The sequence below is a fragment of the Legionella geestiana genome (assembly GCF_004571195.1).
GTDB classification, from domain to species: Bacteria; Pseudomonadota; Gammaproteobacteria; order Legionellales; family Legionellaceae; genus Legionella_B; species Legionella_B geestiana.
The window spans coordinates 786,211-802,998 of record NZ_CP038271.1 but is presented as its reverse complement, the minus strand read 5'-3'; the positions used below and the strand labels follow the sequence as shown (position 1 = coordinate 802,998).

The following is a 16,788-nucleotide window of genomic DNA, read 5'->3' as shown; positions in this document are numbered from 1 at the left end:
GAACCCGATTTTCATGCGGGAAACAGGGCTCCCAATCCCGCAATATAAAAGCGCGCATTAGCGCGTACCTTCACGTGAACGTTTTCGTGCCCGTCTGCGTGCCCGATGATGAATGTGTCTCTTTGGCAGGCATGAAAACCATCCGACTGGTAAAGCACATGTCTATCACCCCACGACCTCAGGGTGACAGCCAATGCAGTATCAGTGATGCATAAAACCCGCGGTCACTTCAGCAAGCGGTGTACCGACACTGCCAGAAGGAGGTGTTATTCCGAGGAGAGCTGAGAGTGTCGGGGCGATGTCGGTGGTATAAACCTGACGCGACACGCGTTTTACCGGGAGAGACGGGTGCACAAACAAAAGCGGTACGTAACTGTCATAGCGCCAGGGCGTGCCATGGGTATCGGGGTTATGTCCTTCCGGTAACTGCAGTGGATGAGGAACTACGTACAGGTCGCCGCTGCGCTCGGGAAAGCCCATGCGTTCGACCTTTTTGCTCAGCCAGTCGGTGGCTGCCGGCAGCAGCAGGGGATAGACCCTGAAGGCATCGACTTTAGCACTTTTTTCGAGCGCACGCGCGAGCGTACGGCTGACTTTTTGAGCGTCTAAACCCTGTGACCGCAACAGGTCGTGGTCAAGATACACATAGGGAAGTGACACCGCCTGCAGCGCCTCGGGTTTCAGCTGAAAGCGGGCTTGCAGGGTTTTGCGCACTTCATCGGCAATCGCTTCCTCATCGAGGGGGTTGCGCACATTCATGCCATGTCTGCGCAGGTAATCCGGTGAATTACTGACACCGTGGTCCGCACTTAAAATGATGAGCGTATTCTGAAGCCCCACCTCACGGTCAAGCGTTGCAAGGAACTGTGCAAGGGTTTTATCAAGGTGCAGAAGGTTATCTTCTGATTCGAGACTGTTGGGGCCAAACTGATGGCCAATGGCATCGGTGGCGGAAAAACTGATGCCGAGATAATCGGTTTTACCCGGGGTTTTACCGAGCTTTTCGGCAACGAGCAGTGTTTTTGCCATGTCGGCTGTCAGTTCATCGGCAAAAGGCGTGGTCCCGAAACGCTTGAGAAACCCGGGCTCCTGCGGGTTGCCAGTCTGATGCGGAAACCCCGTACCAAAAGCGGCGTCCACCGGCGTACCTGCGGGTTCATCTGCATTTCGGTAACGGGACTTTTCCATGAGAAGTGTCCAGGTTTTTGCCTGTGGCTGATAGCCTGCATTCCAGGTATTCGCCCATTCGGGGTAGCTTTGGTAGTAATGCGTGCTGGTAACAAGGCCGCCATTGTCGCGGTCAAACCAGAAGGCCTTGCCGGCATGCCCGCCAAGGGCGATGGCCGAACGGTCTTTAAAGGCAACACCAAAAGCACGTCCGCGGTTTGCGAGCACAATTTCATCGCTTGTCGTGGAGGTAAGAATGTGCGCCGGTGAACGCCCGGGCGTATCGCCTTTGGTGCGCGCACTCTGAAGCAGCGGGGAGGCCGTGTCTTCTACACAGTTGACCTCACGCTTCAAGCGGGTGTCATACCAGTCATTCGCCACAATACCGTGAAAGGCCGGATAACTGCCGGTAGCAATGGTGGTATGTCCGGCACAGGTCGTGGTGTTGGCATGCGGGTGAGCCGCGTTTTGAAAGTTAACGCCGTGACTCAGCAGATAGCCAAACCCTTCCGGCGAAAATTCTTTCTGGTAACGTTGCAGTAAATCTCCTCGAAGCTGATCCACCACAATCTGTACGATGAGGTGGGGCGCTTCTGTGGCGCCCGCGGCAAGTCCCGCGTTCAGTCCAAGAAGAAGTGCTATAAAACCCGTACGGCGCATCAATCGCTTCCTCCGTCAAAATTCGCGTTGAGGACGAAGTTCAGCGATACGACCTGATAGCGCGAATCAATGGCCTTGATGTTATTACCGCCGAGATAGCGGACATCCATGCCAATGGTCGTGAAGTCATCCACGAAATAGCTTGCGCCGATGATGCCTTGAGCAACTGCGGTACTGTTGTTACGCTCGCCAAGGTTGCCGGAGAGCAGTGTGGTATTGTTGTATACCTTGACCGTGTTTTGTACGAGGCCATAGCCAAGTCCAAGACCGACATAGGGCCCCCAGACGCTGTCATCACCAACAGTCAGAAAGTCGTAATAGCCATTCACCAGCGCGCCATAGAAATATGTGTGGCTTGAGTAGATGTGAAAGCCCGGGTTATTTTTAATGCTTGAGAGGCTGATGTTGCCGAGCGTCAGTCGATTGATGGTATTCCCCTGGAAGACGCCTTCGACTTCAGCGCGCCAGTTGTCACACCAGCGATACCCAAGCTGCAGCGCGCCGCCACCGCCAACCGAGGTATAATCGATACTGGCTTTAACGGGAAGATTGGTGATGGGGCTTATGACTGTGAAATTAAGGTTGGGGGTGTGGTTGATGTTGCCGAGCAGCCCTGCGTAAAATCCGTTAACGGGGTTTGCAGCCATTGCCTGCGAACAGATAAGACTCAGCCCGAGTGCCGCAGTCCTTATACGGTAATTCATGGTGTCCTTCCTTACTTATAGCTTGCTTCGTCAAAACGATAGACAATTCCGGCATTACCAAGGTTTGCCTGATACATGCGCCCGTTGTCACCGATACGGGTAGTACCGACATACCGGTAGCTCAGGTCAAGCGCATAGTTTTCTGCAAAATTGTAAGTCAGTCCCGCAATGCCCTGAACGGCAAACGCACTGGCGTTTGTGTTGAAGCTTGAGCGCAGAACCGGGCCGAAGGCTTCAATGCTCGTATCAACAAAGGCATACCCGATACCAAGCCCCAGAAGCGGCGATACTGCGGGAACGACAGGGGGAAAATCGTAGTAAATGTTTGCCATGGCGAGCAGTGTATTGTTTTGTCCCACTGCCCCCTGCTGACGGACACCGTTGATGGCGTAATCATTGATTTTTGCACTAATCCATGTGACTTCGCCTTCATAGCGCAGCGGATAGCGTTTGTAACCGATGCGCCCGCCAGCATCATAGCCGCCTTTATAGGACGCGTTGTCGAAGGTTAAGTCGTCAACGGTTTTGTCAATGTTTTTGGGAAGCCACGCAAAGCCGCCAAAGGCGCCGGCATACCATCCATCTACAGGCGTTGCGCCGAGCGCGACACCGCTTGCCAGCAACAGGGCGGGCAAAAAGGCTCTCTTCATGAAATCCCTCATGGTAATCCAATGCACTCCCATGTTAACGTGTTGATCTGATTTTGCAAGCGGGAAATCCATTCACCTGCTACTATCTTTTCATCGACTGGTGCATTTACGACAAGGAGCATGTTTATGCCAGGACCCCGGGTATTGCAGTCTGTGACTGCCAACATTACAGGCTTTGGCGAAAAAATTGCCGCATTCATTATCGATCCGGCCCGTGCCGAAGCTGTATTAAAAGCATTACAGACTGTAAAGATGCAATACTCGGATGGAGTATGGGCGAGACTCTCCGCGCTCTTTGGATACCGCGTCCGCGCCGCGGACATCAGCGGAGCCGCCGAGCGGCTGGATGCCGTCAAAGACACGCCTCTCATTCGCCTGCAGGCTTTTCTCGAAGTTTTTCGTGAGGGCGGCTGGGAAACGACATCCGTGAATACGACACTGGTCGTGGCACTTGCGAAGTGCATGCCAGAGTATCAGCCTCTAACGGTGGAGGCCGTTACTAACAGTCAAAATGATTTTCGCACCGTTCTTGTGAACCAGCTCCAGGCCTCAATCCGTGAGCAGAAACTCTTTAAAGCCCGGGTCAGCGAGGAACGAAGCAGCCTGCAGGCATCCATCAGCGCTTCAAAGCATCAGGAAGCCCGGGCGTCTTTGTCAGCCGCCTTGACATCTCGGGACGCAAAAACACGCTTTTGTGACAGCGCTGAGGTTGCGAAAGAGCAGGCGGTTCGATACCCGGAGGTATGGATTGTCCACAAGGAGACCCCAAAAAATGGGAGTTATGCGCTCACCTGGTATACGGCATCCGGTGGCGCGGTATCCCTGCCACCGTTTAAGCTGCCGACTGCCAGTACGTCCGCTTCATCATCATCTTCTTCATCTTCATCCAGTGCAGCGGTGCTCAATGAACTGAGTCCGCAGGTGCTGGCAGCGTATGCGACTCACTCTATTGAAAGCCTGCTCGAGGCGACCGTGCTGCAGGTTAACCCCGCGACGGACGAACCCCTGAGTGCACCGGCGCTCTTCATACTCAGTGGAGAGGGCGAAAATGCCAGACTCGTGTGGCGTGACTCAATCGGTGGTCAGCGCGAAATTACGCTCTCGAGCGAAGCACAAGAATGGCTTAAGGCACACCCGAAGCTCAACGAACGGGAGCAGGCAATCTTTAAGAGCTTCCTTATGACCGTAGATACAAGAGGCGAGCCCGTCTGCGCCGCACGCCGCGCGCTTGCGGAAAACGTAGTTGCAAGAAGCCAGGGCGGCATTCCATTGATTCTTGTGGGCAGTATGGAGAAAATTTCCCGCCTGCATCAGCGTGACGGCTATCACTTTTTAACGCGAAGCGTAGTCAATGGCATTCCCGGACGCTGGGAACTCTATGTAAGAGTCGACGGGGCGTTCAGGCTGCTGCACCGAACGCACGAAGGCGCATCAAGCCCGGTGGCTGAAAGCACCCCCTGGAATGCCTTCGATGAAGTGCTCGCAGGTCTTGAAAACTGCCTGCCCCGCGAGGTATCGCGCGAGAGCTTTAAAAAACTGCGCAATGCCATCCCTGAAGGGGAGCAGCGTGCCCAGCCTGTGCATTCAGTCTGTTATGTGGTGGAAGATTTTAACGAACATACGCCCCATGATTTCCCCCCCAAAACGTTTATAGTAGGAATGGCGCGAAATCTCTACTGTGCGACCCACGAGCGCACACCTACCGGCGCGCGTCAGGTAGTGCGCCTTGACTGGAGTCAGTGCCCTGAGGCCCAGGCGGTAGTTGCGTCCTGGACGCCCGATGGACGCATATCCGATGCGATGCTCACGCAGCTGAAAGTGGCATTGGAAGGATTTGAGCCAGCGCAATGCACGCCTAAAACCACAGGGCGCATTAATCTTGAGAAATTTGCAGGAGTGACCGCGCATTTTGGGCACCGCCGCGCAGACAGGGAGCTTCCAGGCAGGCTGATGCCTGATGATGAGCGTTTCAGCGCGGTCCGAAAGGTGCTTCTTGAGCGCGCCATCAGCACCATTAACCGACCTGTACCGGGCACACTGCAGATAAACACAAACCCGAAGTACAGCTCGGTACTGAGGCTTTTTGGCAAGCGTGCGGCAAGCGTGCCTTCAATGGCTGAACCAGCACCTGCAGCATCAGAGGACCCTCAAAATCCGCAGGTAATGGGGTAGCGCCAGTCGCGTCCAAAGGCGCGTGGACTGACTCGCACGCCGGGCGCGCTCTGGCGGCGCTTGTATTCGTTGCGCGCAATGAGGCGCACTACGTGCTCGACGTCTTCAGCAGGAAAACCGCGTGCAATCAGCGTTTCAATCGATGCGTTTTCCTCGACATGGGCTTTGAGAATCGCATCGAGCAGCGGATAATCAGGCAGAGAATCCTGGTCGGTCTGATTGGGGGCGAGTTCGGCTGAAGGGGCGCGGGTGATGACGCGTTCAGGAATTACCTGACTGATGCGGTTACGAAAGGCGGCAAGCGCATAAACTTCTGTTTTACAGACATCCTTCAAGGGGGCAAACCCTCCGGCCATATCGCCATAGAGCGTGGCATACCCCACCGCTGTCTCACTTTTGTTGCTGGTAACGAGCACCATGTTACCGGACTTGTTGGATAGCGCCATCAGTAATACCCCGCGAATACGCGCCTGCAGGTTTTCCTCAGTGATGTCCACCTGCTTACCGATAAAAGCCGGCGCGAGGGTTTCCGTAAGCGTCACAAAAGCGGGTTCAATGGGCAGGATAGTATACCGGCAGCCCAGCGCATCCGCTTCGAGAATGGCATCTTCAATGCTCATTTCAGCCGTATGGCGCGAGGGCATGATAACCGCATGTACCCGCCCCTTGCCCAGCGCATCTACCGCAATGGCAAGCGTGAGGGCAGAGTCAATGCCGCCTGAGAGGCCAAGCAACACCCCGGGGAAGCGGTTTTTCTCCACATAATCGCGAAGCCCGCACTTCAGTGCCTCATACAGACAGGCCTCGGTATCAAGTGCTGGAACACATGTGCCTTCAAAGCCATTTTTTCCAAGCGTCAGCGACAGGCAGTCAGTGGCAAAAGCCGGGGCGTGCGCGAGAATTAAACCTTCTTTATTCATGGAGAAGCTCTGGCCATCAAAGACCAGTTCGTCCTGCCCTCCGGCAAGATTGACATAGAGAACGTTGATGGCGTGTGCGGCATGCTCACGTGCCAGCGCAAGGCGTTTGGCGTGTTTTTGGGTATCAAAGGGGGAGGCGTTTATGCAGACAAGGGTATCGATGCCTTTTTCAACGAGTCGCGCGACCGGTTGTTTCTGCCAGAAATCTTCACAAATACAGACGCCCACGCGGTGCGTTCCAAGCGTGAAGACAAAAGGCGTATCAGCGCCTGGGGTGAAATAGCGCTTTTCATCGAATACGCCGTCATTCGGCAGGTGCTGCTTGTCATAATGCCCAAGTCGCTTGCCGTTTCCGAGAAGCGTGGCGCTGTTAAAGCACTCCCGCCCCTCGCGCCGCGGATGCCCAACGAGGACATGTGTGTGTGTGCAGGCTTTAGCAAGGGTATCCAGCGCGCTTTCTGTGCGGCTGAAAAAAGTATCACGAAAAAGCAGGTCTTCAGGCGGGTAGCCGGTAAGAGCAAGTTCCGGGAAAACGATGAGGTCATGCGATTCGCCATATTGGGCGATAACAGCAAGCATCGCTTCTGTGTTGGCGGCAATCGCGCCGACCAGTGGATTGATTTGCGCAAGCAGGATTCGAGTCATAATGTAGGATGATTGATAAAGAGATGAGGGTTATTGTAGCAGCTTAGGCGTTTATGGCACCATGGTGACCTTAACGATTGCAGGAGTCATCATGGAACACTCTCTCTACACTCTGGACGCGGACTGCCTGCGGCACGAAGACGGTGCAAAACGCGCTGCGGCACTGGAAGCCGGAAGCGTGCTGTATTTCCCGGAGTACAGCCTGAGCCTCTCAAGCAGTGAAAAAAGTGAACTGCTGACGCCCGACATCCTTGATGGCCGGCATAAAAATGTGAGTTATAACTCTGAGCGTAAACGCTTAGGCGGCTTTGACCGTAAACACATGAGCCCGGAGCAGGCCGCAAGACTGCAGGCGTTCATGCAGCGCTTCGCAGATTTTGCCCACGACCTTGTAGCCGATGCTCTGCCGGATTACCTGCATGCGCTGCGCTGGGGGCGCACCAGTTTTCGCCCCGCCCGTATTCAGGGGCGTACCAGTTCAGAACGCAAGGACGATACCCGCCTGCATGTCGATGCCTTTCCGGCGACCCCGGTTAATGGACTGCGAATTTTACGCGTATTTTGCAACATTAACCCGGAGAATCTCCCGCGGGTATGGCATCTTGGTGAACCGTTCGCCGAGGTTCTTGCAGAGTTTTCTGAGCGTATCCCGTCTTACAGTCCGCTGCGTGCACGCATGCTCCACCTTGTGCGCGCCACTAAAACCCGGCGCAGCGCCTATGATCATTACATGCTGCACCTCCATGATGCAATGAAGCTTGATAATGGGTATCAGGCACGTGTGCGCAAACAGCGCATCGAATTCCCGGCGCAGAGCACCTGGATAGTGTTTACCGACAGCGTATCGCATGCCGCACTGGACGGGCAGCATCTCCTTGAGCAGACTTTTTATCTGCCGGTTGAAGCCATGGTGAACCCTGAAATGTCACCACTTTACCAGTGGCAGGCTTTGCGTTCTGAGGTGAAAGGCACCAGGGTCTGTTGACATTTGGTGGTGCGAAGCGAAAATCACGTCAATTTAGGCCAAATTTTATCTTGAGTGAGGCGAATAGCCGGCTCTATTTAACGAACTCAAGGTTAAATTTGGACAAATTGACGTGGTTTGCAGCCGTGTCACCAATTGTCAACAGACCCTAAAGTGCAGGCTTAAGATTCAAAGCGAAAGGTCTGGCCCCGTTTTACAAATCCAGCGAAGCCCGCGGCTTTGGCATTCGGCAAATCTGAGCCGTTATAGTGGTAGAGCCACATTTTGGCGCGAATTTCCGCGGGAAGCGTGAGGAGTTCATTGTAGTGCGAGTGTACGCCTGAGGGGCGGGCCTGGGTTTCACAGTCGTGAAAAATGATGTCGGCCCGTCGGTAGTAATCTCCAAGCACATCGGTACAAAAGCGTGTGTCAGTGGTAATGAGAATGGTGGTTTTGCCGAGTGTAAAAAACAGACCAAAGGTTGGCATCAGGCAGTCGTTGTTTAGCGTGTGCAGGGTTTGCACGGTTAAAAAGCGAACGTTCTCCCAGTAAAACACGCCGCTCGCATCAGCAGGCATTGGTTTAAAAAAGCTTTTAAGTTCTGCGCGCACGCCTGCAAGTGTTGAAAGCCCCCCGCGCAGTGTCTCGGCCCAGATGGATTTTAAAATCTCCGGGTGGGCATAAAAAACCGGTCTGTCACAGGTTTCGTCAAAACGGCGGGTCAGCGCAAGCCACTCCATGCCACCGGCGTGGTCGGCATGGAGGTGGCTGACGTACACACTGCCGATGTCACGATGGGAGACACCAAGTGCCGCAAGGGCATGTCGTGCATCCGAGCCACAGTCTATCAGCAGCGATTCGCCGCTGTCTTCATGGCGAAGCAGCATGTTGGAATGGAAATTATCGGTATACACCGTAAACGCAGAACCGGTACCGATAAAAGTCAGACTAAAGGTAGACATCCAGTGTATACTCCAAAGCCGCTTCTGGCAGGTGAGTTTTAGGCTCTTTTTAAAGTTATAGTACAGAACTTTTACGATGTCATGCAGGCGCTGGAATTTAGAGGCTGTTGCCACGAAGCGGGATGGAGCAAAAATTGGATATGATGTAAAGTCTCGTTCCTGGACTATGGGCAAAAGCCCTCGACCCATTAAACGATATTATTTGAATCAATATGGCCAATAATTTTTCTTTCAAGAGGGAGGTGGATTTTTTTTTGAAATAACAGGTCATGTCTCCGTCATTGACAAGCTAGATTACAAACTGTACTATTTTGGCGCTTTAACAAGCAAAAAACATGAAGGGGTAGCTCATGCTGAAAAAATCACTGTTACTGATGACGTTGCCGATGGCAACCTATGCAACGCCAATTATCCATGAGAACAATCTGGTTTTGAGCATGATTGAGAGAATCCCATTTGATGCCATGCCTATCGAATTTATTCTGGCGTCAGAGTCCGTTGTGCAAGATACCTATAATCAGACTTTCGAGCCTTATTCCGTGTATCCGATGAATACCTGGATGGGGGTTACGTCATATTACCGTCAAGGCTCATTTTATGACGGGCGGACCGGAGATTGGTATTACACTGATGCAAAAATCACCGTTACGGCTCCCAGAAAAAACAATACCCATGTTGCAAATTGGGCAAATAATCAACAAACGGCGATTATGAAAGGTTACAATAAAGGAAAAGTGTACGCTACCCTTGCCGGTCTCGGCCTTGCAAGCGCCCCTGAAAAACTGAATTTTGCTTTTATGGGCCAGTTAAAAATCGGAGAATATGTTTGTAATAATATCATTATTGGCCAGGGACATTCTGGAGCGAACAATAACTGGTGGATATACAGCAATTTTTGGCCCATGAAGGCTGATGGCACACCTAAAAAATCCGGATATAAAAATCGCATCGAATGTTTTTCAGGTGATAGTAGACTGGAATTTCGGGTAAAGGGCACCTCACTTCCAAACAACTTTCATCTGGTTTCAATGGAATAATGAGGCACAAGCCTGTGTACGGGACAAAAAATCGTTGTCTTCCCGGAGCTCATGCTGGAGTCAGCCCCGTGCCGGCACATGGATGGGTTCCCGCCGGCGCGGGAATGACAGGATTCGGGTTGTGTGCAGGGGCCAAAATCTCTCCCACACTGTCTTCCCCGCGCAGGCGTGGACCCATTCGGGATGTGGCACGGAGCCAACGCATGGAACGATTCAACCTGGTCACGGTACAAAAATACACGTAAATCCCCGGCGCGGAAAAAATGTCCCGTACACAGGGCACAAGCATTGCATGTGTCAGCCGGGTTATTCCGGCTGACTTCAGGGGAACGCCGGTCGCGGCTGTCCAGCTGATAAAAAGCGATGTGTTTCCAAAATCGGAAAACATAATCCCCGCCCGGAAAGGACGGGGTTTTACACGCCGCTCGATAACATATAAGACCCTAAAGCCTGGCTCTCATCTGTTCAATCTCGATATCTGATTAATTTGCCGCTACAGTCGTGTCTTGAGGTTTTGCCAGTCTGTGCTTGAGTATTTTTCCTGCAATTCTCTAGACTCGACAAAGGCTTTTTGAAGTTCATCCATCAGGTAGCTTGAAAGGGAGTGCGTGTGTCTGCCGGTACGGTATTTTTCCATGAATTTATCAAGAAGCGCCCGGGCACTGTCAAAATTAGTTGCATTTTCTATCTTTCGAAGCAGGCGCTCAGCGTCCTGAATCCCCCTTTGGGTGTGGCGCAGGCCAAAAAACGTCAGGCAGCCGGGGCCAAAATTTCGGTCAGTTTGCGCGGTTTTACCCCTGGATTGATGAAATGCCCTGTACATTCGGACAGCATTACTGACGCAGGCCTGCAGTTTCTCGAGTTCACTCAAGGCACTGACAGGCAATAGAGCGGATGTTGACGCAGCAGCCGCTGCCATGCAAGAGCGGGTGTTGCTTTGTGTAGATGCGCTTGCGCGTGCTTGCGTATTAACCGCATTCATTAAATCACGAAAAGAGGGAAGGGGTGTTGCCTGCATGGCAAGCGCTTCATTACGCCGCCGCAACCATGCATCTGTCATTTCAATAACAACGTCATCGGCAAGCCCGCGCCCTTGAAGGATGGCGTGGACCTCCTCTCTGGGATACTCATCGAGCGTTATCTGAATCTGTCGGTGCTTCAGTGCGGGGCTTGCCTCAAGTCTGCCGCCCATATTGGCCGGATTTTGAGTACCAATAAGGAGAAAGCCCGGGTGGGGCGGGCGATTTTTATCGGGTCCAAGTCCCATGAGGAGGTCATTCAGGTGTTCTTCCAGCATGGGGGAGCTGTTGATTTCATCGGCGATAACGACAATGCCGTTTTGAAAGGCCTTATTGAGCACATTGAGTTTTTCGCTTAAGGAGAGGTTTGCGGGCAGGCGCACAAACGTCCGGGTCTCAGGCGTAAAGGGGGCGTTCAGGTCATGAAGCTCTTCATAACCGCGGGCGATAAGGGTGTTAAGTACCAGTTCGGATTTTCCAACACCAGGCGGCCCTTCTGTCACAAGTGCGCCAAGACCGCCGAAGCGCTGCGCGTCATTCGTTTGTCTTTGCCGCCATTCCCGAACTTCAAGCAGTTCACACAGTGTGTGGCAAAGCGGCTCGCGCGAAGGTGTCAGGATAATGTTTTGAAGCTGTGGCAGAGCATCAGGTACTGGAAGCTCAGTCTTAAACCGGGTGATAAAATCATTCTGATGAGACTCAGGCACCAGGGGCTGCGCTATTTTAAAAGCATAATGGCGTGCAACGATGTGTGGGTCGGACTCTGGATGGCGAGTACAATACGCAGCCGTTAAATGCGCCATCATTTCGAGCTCACGCGGCGTGATGAGAATGTCCGTGAGAGAACAGGCTACGAGTTCGCTGTAGACATCCATGAAAGGCGCATTGATATGGGGAGCTTCCACTATCCCTCGAAGAATGTTCTCGTATATATAATCCGGCGGCAGCGGGTCAAAGACTACGCTGTTGCCGTGGCGTTTGAACAGTGTCGGCAGGTTGCGCTCGCCTTTATACTGAAGCGGATTTCCGGCAAAAATGACCTTATGCTCTGGCGTCAGCGGATAAAAAATCCCCTCAAACAAAACGCCCGGTGGATGGGCAAAGAGCCCTTCAAAAAGGCTCCAGTCGGTGTTTTGCAGGTTGGCCTCGTCAATAAAAAGAATTTTGCGCCCAGGCGTTTCATCCGTGGCCCAGCGCGAGAGTGCTGCAATTCCGTGGTGGACAGGTGCGTTTGTCAGGCCCTTGCGAATAAATGTCGACTTTCCAACGCCGGAGAGGCCTGCGATAAAAACGAACGGTGAACGGTCAAGGACATCCTCGATAAGCCTGCGCCGCTCGTTGTCCACTTCAGCCGCTGGCCGGGCGCTCGCACGCTCGTGAAAAGGCGGCAGTTGAGGTACGGCTACAGACGTGGTTAATCCGATAAAGGGGGCGTTAATGTCGGGGGATGTGGTGCGTGCCTTGAGCGTTGCGAGCGGTTCATCCAACAGAAGCTGAGGCTCAAGGGACGTTGCCTGTGGCAGGAACTGCAGCTTGTCCTCAGCCGTAGGGGCATGCGTAAAGTACGGCAGTCCGCTCATGGGTTCTGTCAGAATCAGCGTGATGCGGTTGGGGCCTCTGTGTTTAAGCAGCGCTGGCGTCAGTGCTTCCAGAAGGGCTTTAGGCGGGGTGCCTTTCAGGAGAACATCATCTGGTGCGCTTAACAGCCCTCCATGCTGTAACGCGAAAGCGGGTATTGTGTTTCCGTGGCTTAAAACCTGCAGGCGTTCCAGCAAATCATCAATGGTGCATTCAGAAATATCGAGGATACGTATGCCCTCTGGCAGATGCATCATGGCTTCAGTGGTGTCAGGGTCAAGGCTGCAGATAATGGTTAGGGCCTGTGGCGGGGTTTCGCGCGACCACGGGCTTTCACTGTGAGCGGTGTGCTGCAGCGTAAGATTTAACGCCTCAGGCAGGCGAATGCCATCCGCGGCTAAAACATCGAGCGTAACATGATGTTTTGCGCACATATCCGCGAGCATGGCAATGTTGTCGTCATCAAGCTCGGTCGTCAGATACACCGGGAGCGTGCCGCCGCTGAACCGTTCGATGAGGCCGGGAACGTTTTTAAGTGTGGCGTTTTCAACCACTACACCCTGCATGAAGGCATGCAGGCAGGCGGGGTTTAGAACGTGACATTCGGCGGGCGGGATTGTTCCTGTGGAAATAACGTGTGCGCGATACTGCTCCCACGGATAGTGGTCCACGCGCAGGAGGGTAACCTCCTTCGCAATGGGACGAAACTCCCCCTCATGCCAGACGCCGCCATGAAGCCGCACTTCGCGCCAGAAGTTGATAAATTCGCGGTCATTCCAGAGCCCCTGGCCAATAACCAGTCGGGTCAGAGGAGCAGATGTCCGGGGCAGCAGGCCTTCCTGCCAGTGGAACACGCCCTCGGAATACACCCACTGCCCAAGCAGGCGCTCTTTCCAGTCATTGGCGTGATACAACGGCAGGACCTCTGCCATGTCTTCGGCACGGGCTTCTGCGCTGTTGAGTTCGGGCAAGCCGTGATTCAGGGTATCGAGGCTTAAGGTGACGGTTTCAGCGTGGTGAAAACGCGAATAAAAATCAGCGCCCCGGTAGCATTCCGGGTCATGGTCGTTGATAAGCCCAATCACCAGCGCATTAGCGGGCACCGGCGTATTATCCACCCGCCGAACCGTGTCGAGCAGGGCATTGGTGCGCACGAGGTCATCCACTTCAAAGGCTGAATAATTGACGATAATCACCGGGTTGTCGCTGGCGTGTCGGGTAAGAAAATCATGCAGCCGGCCGGAGGGCGGGGCTACAGGGATGCCACGGCCTTCACTGTCGCGTTTAAAGCTTGTGATATCACAGGCGAGGTCTTCAGGGGCATGGAGATAAAAAAATGGCCTTCCGGTATCGAGGCAGTGTTTTTGGAGTGCGAGTGCTGTGGCATCGAGTGTAGCATCGCTCTCAAGGCGCAGCAGACGGTTCTCGCCCGCCCCTCGCAGATGGTGCTGGCAAAAAGCCTCGCGCGTTTGAAAAAACGTTTCTTCAGGCGTCCACGTCTTAAAAGTAGATAGCCAGGGGTTTCGGGCTTTGGGGGCGGCTTGAAGCATTGGGGAAGTGAGGCCCTGCGATTTCAGCCAGGCGTTGACATCCGTGCGCTGCAGGCCACTCAGGTGCTCAAGACTTTTGGCAAAGAGCGCGTGATGGTTGGGGTTTTTAAGAAAAGCTTTCAACAGTGTTTGAACAAAAGACTTTAAATCAAGCGCTTCCCATGCGCGAAACCACGCGGGAAGGCCTTCGTTGTCGCGCAGCAGCAACCCATGGAGGCTCTCGGCGCTGAAGCGGTGGCGTTTAAACCGGTGCTGATAATCGTGCCAGAGCCACGGGTCATGGGCAAGGCGCAGCAGGCCGCCTTCCCGCAAAAAAGCTTCCGGTTTTTGAATCTGTGCAGACTTAAGATTAACGGTCGCGGTGGTGGCCACAAGGTTACCCAGCGCGCGGCCAATGGCGCTTGCCAGCGCATTTTTACGTATGCATACCGCACCCTCGGGATGATTAGGGTCATAGAACATCCAGTCATCACCCGATGGGCAGATGGCAATCTGGTGCCAGCTGTTGCTGAATTCACAGGCCTTTTTATTCGCGCTTAAAAAAGACTTAAGCGCGTCCCCGAGGTAATGTGTCGGCGCCTGCATGCGCTCTTTATCCAGATACCTGCGCTGAAAACACGTAAAAAGATACTCAAAATCCGCTTCCTGCGCTTCCGTCAGCGTATGTCCCTCGCCATTCCAGAGAATGACGCGCTGCAACAGCGCGTTCCATTCATGTGGCCGCTCCAGAAAAGCGGATGCCAATGCGGCGCACATCCCTTTTTGAAGCTTTGGAATCACACTGGCATGCCGCTTTTTAAGGCTCAGGTATTGCCCAAGACGCTGAGTAATGGAGGCTTGCGCCTGCGAGGGGTTTGGGTCGTTGAAGACGAAGTGCTCATCGGGGTCAGGTGGTGCCAGGTCCAGGAGTTTGTCCAGTGTGTGAGCCGGTGGAGAGGCCGGTGGAGGAACGGGCTGACGTGTCACAGAAGTTGAGCTGGCCGCCTGATGATGCGATGCGCTATTCTCCCATGGCCACTTTTCGAGGTGATTTTCAGGAAGGTAGACCGTGAGGTGAGGTGGGAACATCTCGCGTGTAAGGCGATGGTGTTTAAGCTCTATGCATTCGCGCAAGTCAAGAACCTTCAGCTTCTTGAAATTTTGAATCATCTCTGGAAGCATTTCAGAAGCCATGAGCTTTACTTTCTTAAGTATAAGGGTTTCTACGGTATCATTGGTGACATGCGCGAGATTGAGTCCAATCATTTCCGCTGGATAGCTTATTATCAGTGTATCAAGGTTCGGAAAGTCGTTAAGGAACATCCTAAAACACTTTAAATTCAATGGGGCGATTTCTTTCAGCACCATCTTTATGATGTCAAGCTCCAATTTCTTGAGGCTGGGAAGTTTTTTGCTGGAGGGATAATTAAGAAACGTATTAAGCGAATACTCAGATTTAATGATTAAATGCCTGAGGTTTGGCAGAGTCTTATAGAGAGGCCTTAACTGAACGCCATCCTCGGGTAGAGAGAGGTATTCGAGAGATGGTGGCAGATGTTTGGATACGAATGAATGTTGAGCTCCGCTCCCGATTTCGAGAGCGCGAAGATCAGGGGTTAACCGGGCGAGATTCGGCAGGTTTATTGAGGCGCTTTTATGCATGATTTTTAAGGATTCAAGCACCGGTAGTTTTGGCCAGGACTCAGGAGTTTCGAGCTCTCTGACTTCGAGGAGCCTGAGACCTGGGGCGCGATGTAAAAGCTCCAGGTAATTGTTATGGCACCATAATGATTGCAGGCGCGACAGCGTTTCAGCCTCACTCAGTATCTGATAAATCTCTAAAGCATCCTTGCATCTGATTGTCGTGCTTTGCTTAATCAATGCACGGATTTCATCAGCCGGCAGGTCTCGAAAACCTTTTAGCTCCTCCTTTTCAGAGATTACGTGAATTAATGGCGCCGATAATTTTGGATAATCCCCCACTTGACTGCCACTGAAGTCAATACCATCCGTTGTTTTGGTCACATGGAATACCTTTCCATCCTGAGCGTCAGCATTTCTGCAATTAAACGTGTCGCCCTTGGTTAAAGAGGGAAGCTTAAAATCAGCAGTGAGCGTTTCTTTCTCCTGCTCGTCCATGCTCGCATGAAAAACCATCAAGGCAGGCCATTTGGAAGCCTTTAACCAGTGGATAAATTTGTCTTTATGGGAGTGCTCTCTGTCAGCTAAAAAAAAGTCAAGAATATCAATATTTACAGCATATTCCGCTCTAACATGCCGAATAAGAGGCGCTTCGGGAGCAGCTTCAAGCTGGTAGAGTTGAACATCATCCAGCACCATGAGCGCATCTGGAGGGCATTTGAGTGCTTTTGTGGCGGCGGCATGTATGTCTTCAGGGACAGGACAGTATAAGCGGCGCTCAAATGCATTATGAATACGCCAGAGAGTGCTTGAGTCAAGTGGAATGGGGCTGTCATTTTCACGCCAGAGCAACACCTGAAATCCCTTTTCCATCAGTGCCTGAAGCAATTCCGCAAGCTTTACCTTGTCATTTATCTTCATAAAGGGCAGGCGCCAGTCTGCCAGAATGAGTGTTTTGGGCGCTTTTCGCCTTGCAGGTGCGGGCAGCTCAAAAGCCGCTGCATTGCGAAACCAGCGACTCACATCAAAGCGACTTCCGGGCACGAAAGTGCGGGAATAGCGTTTTTTCCCCTGCGGCAGTGTGTAGTAAAAACTATCAGGGATATTCATTTAATCAGTCTATATTCAAGCGTATATGTC

The 16,788-nt window shown here is 52.9% G+C and carries 9 protein-coding genes; 3 read left to right on the top strand and 6 right to left on the bottom strand.

All coding sequences use genetic code 11. The features are described from left to right. Window positions 1-201: 201 nt before the first annotated feature. From E4T54_RS03460 to E4T54_RS03450, 3 genes are read right to left on the bottom strand one after another with little or no spacing between them, the layout of a single operon-like run. Window positions 202-1,827 carry an alkaline phosphatase family protein gene (locus E4T54_RS03460; protein WP_028386629.1) on the bottom strand — a complete coding sequence of 542 codons (1,626 nt, stop codon included), beginning with the start codon at window positions 1,825-1,827 and terminating at the stop codon, window positions 202-204. Then, window positions 1,827-2,531 (bottom strand): outer membrane protein, encoded by a 705-nt coding sequence (locus E4T54_RS03455; RefSeq protein ID WP_028386628.1) that lies wholly within the window; start codon window positions 2,529-2,531, stop codon window positions 1,827-1,829. Before E4T54_RS03455 ends, E4T54_RS03460 begins: the two co-directional genes overlap by 1 nt. A gap of 11 nt (window positions 2,532-2,542) precedes the next feature. Beyond that, the gene (locus E4T54_RS03450; protein ID WP_028386627.1) at window positions 2,543-3,181 is read right to left on the bottom strand and encodes an outer membrane protein; all 639 of its coding nucleotides are present in this window, start codon (window positions 3,179-3,181) and stop codon (window positions 2,543-2,545) included. Window positions 3,182-3,307: 126 nt separating this feature from the next. On the opposite strand from E4T54_RS03450, the gene E4T54_RS03445 reads away from it, so the two are divergent. After that, window positions 3,308-5,353, top strand: coding sequence for a hypothetical protein (locus E4T54_RS03445; protein WP_028386626.1), 2,046 nt, complete (start codon window positions 3,308-3,310; stop codon window positions 5,351-5,353). On the opposite strand, the gene E4T54_RS03440 is transcribed toward E4T54_RS03445, so the two are convergent. After that, window positions 5,329-6,918, bottom strand: a complete 1,590-nt coding sequence (locus tag E4T54_RS03440) for an NAD+ synthase (RefSeq protein WP_035902502.1) — start codon at window positions 6,916-6,918, stop codon at window positions 5,329-5,331. The genes E4T54_RS03445 and E4T54_RS03440 overlap by 25 nt on opposite strands. A gap of 91 nt (window positions 6,919-7,009) precedes the next feature. Here E4T54_RS03440 and kdoO point away from each other — a divergent pair, with 91 nt between their 5' ends. After that, on the top strand, window positions 7,010-7,903 hold the full coding sequence (gene kdoO / locus E4T54_RS03435) for a Kdo hydroxylase KdoO (RefSeq protein WP_028386624.1): 894 nt from the start codon (window positions 7,010-7,012) through the stop codon (window positions 7,901-7,903). A 161-nt stretch (window positions 7,904-8,064) separates the two neighbouring features. Here the strand turns inward: kdoO and E4T54_RS03430 are convergent, their stop codons facing one another. Continuing rightward, on the bottom strand, window positions 8,065-8,844 hold the full coding sequence (locus E4T54_RS03430; RefSeq protein WP_035902489.1) for an MBL fold metallo-hydrolase: 780 nt from the start codon (window positions 8,842-8,844) through the stop codon (window positions 8,065-8,067). A gap of 350 nt (window positions 8,845-9,194) precedes the next feature. On the opposite strand from E4T54_RS03430, the gene E4T54_RS03425 reads away from it, so the two are divergent. Then, window positions 9,195-9,881: a hypothetical protein gene (locus tag E4T54_RS03425; protein ID WP_028386622.1), complete on the top strand. Its 687-nt coding sequence runs from the start codon at window positions 9,195-9,197 to the stop codon at window positions 9,879-9,881. A 493-nt stretch (window positions 9,882-10,374) separates the two neighbouring features. On the opposite strand, the gene E4T54_RS03420 is transcribed toward E4T54_RS03425, so the two are convergent. Beyond that, window positions 10,375-16,758: a P-loop NTPase family protein gene (locus E4T54_RS03420; RefSeq protein WP_028386620.1), complete on the bottom strand. Its 6,384-nt coding sequence runs from the start codon at window positions 16,756-16,758 to the stop codon at window positions 10,375-10,377. Window positions 16,759-16,788: the final 30 nt, after the last annotated feature.

Excerpts from the sequence above, each read along its gene's own strand:
- E4T54_RS03460 (WP_028386629.1), bottom strand. The coding sequence starts at position 1,827 with ATGCGCCGTACGGGTTTTATAGCACTTCTTCTTGGACTGAACGCGGGA.
- E4T54_RS03455 (WP_028386628.1), bottom strand. The coding sequence starts at position 2,531 with ATGAATTACCGTATAAGGACTGCGGCACTCGGGCTGAGTCTTATCTGT.
- E4T54_RS03450 (WP_028386627.1), bottom strand. The coding sequence starts at position 3,181 with ATGAAGAGAGCCTTTTTGCCCGCCCTGTTGCTGGCAAGCGGTGTCGCG.
- E4T54_RS03445 (WP_028386626.1), top strand. The coding sequence starts at position 3,308 with ATGCCAGGACCCCGGGTATTGCAGTCTGTGACTGCCAACATTACAGGC.
- E4T54_RS03440 (WP_035902502.1), bottom strand. The coding sequence starts at position 6,918 with ATGACTCGAATCCTGCTTGCGCAAATCAATCCACTGGTCGGCGCGATT.
- kdoO (WP_028386624.1), top strand. The coding sequence starts at position 7,010 with ATGGAACACTCTCTCTACACTCTGGACGCGGACTGCCTGCGGCACGAA.
- E4T54_RS03430 (WP_035902489.1), bottom strand. The coding sequence starts at position 8,844 with ATGTCTACCTTTAGTCTGACTTTTATCGGTACCGGTTCTGCGTTTACG.
- E4T54_RS03425 (WP_028386622.1), top strand. The coding sequence starts at position 9,195 with ATGCTGAAAAAATCACTGTTACTGATGACGTTGCCGATGGCAACCTAT.
- E4T54_RS03420 (WP_028386620.1), bottom strand. The coding sequence starts at position 16,758 with ATGAATATCCCTGATAGTTTTTACTACACACTGCCGCAGGGGAAAAAA.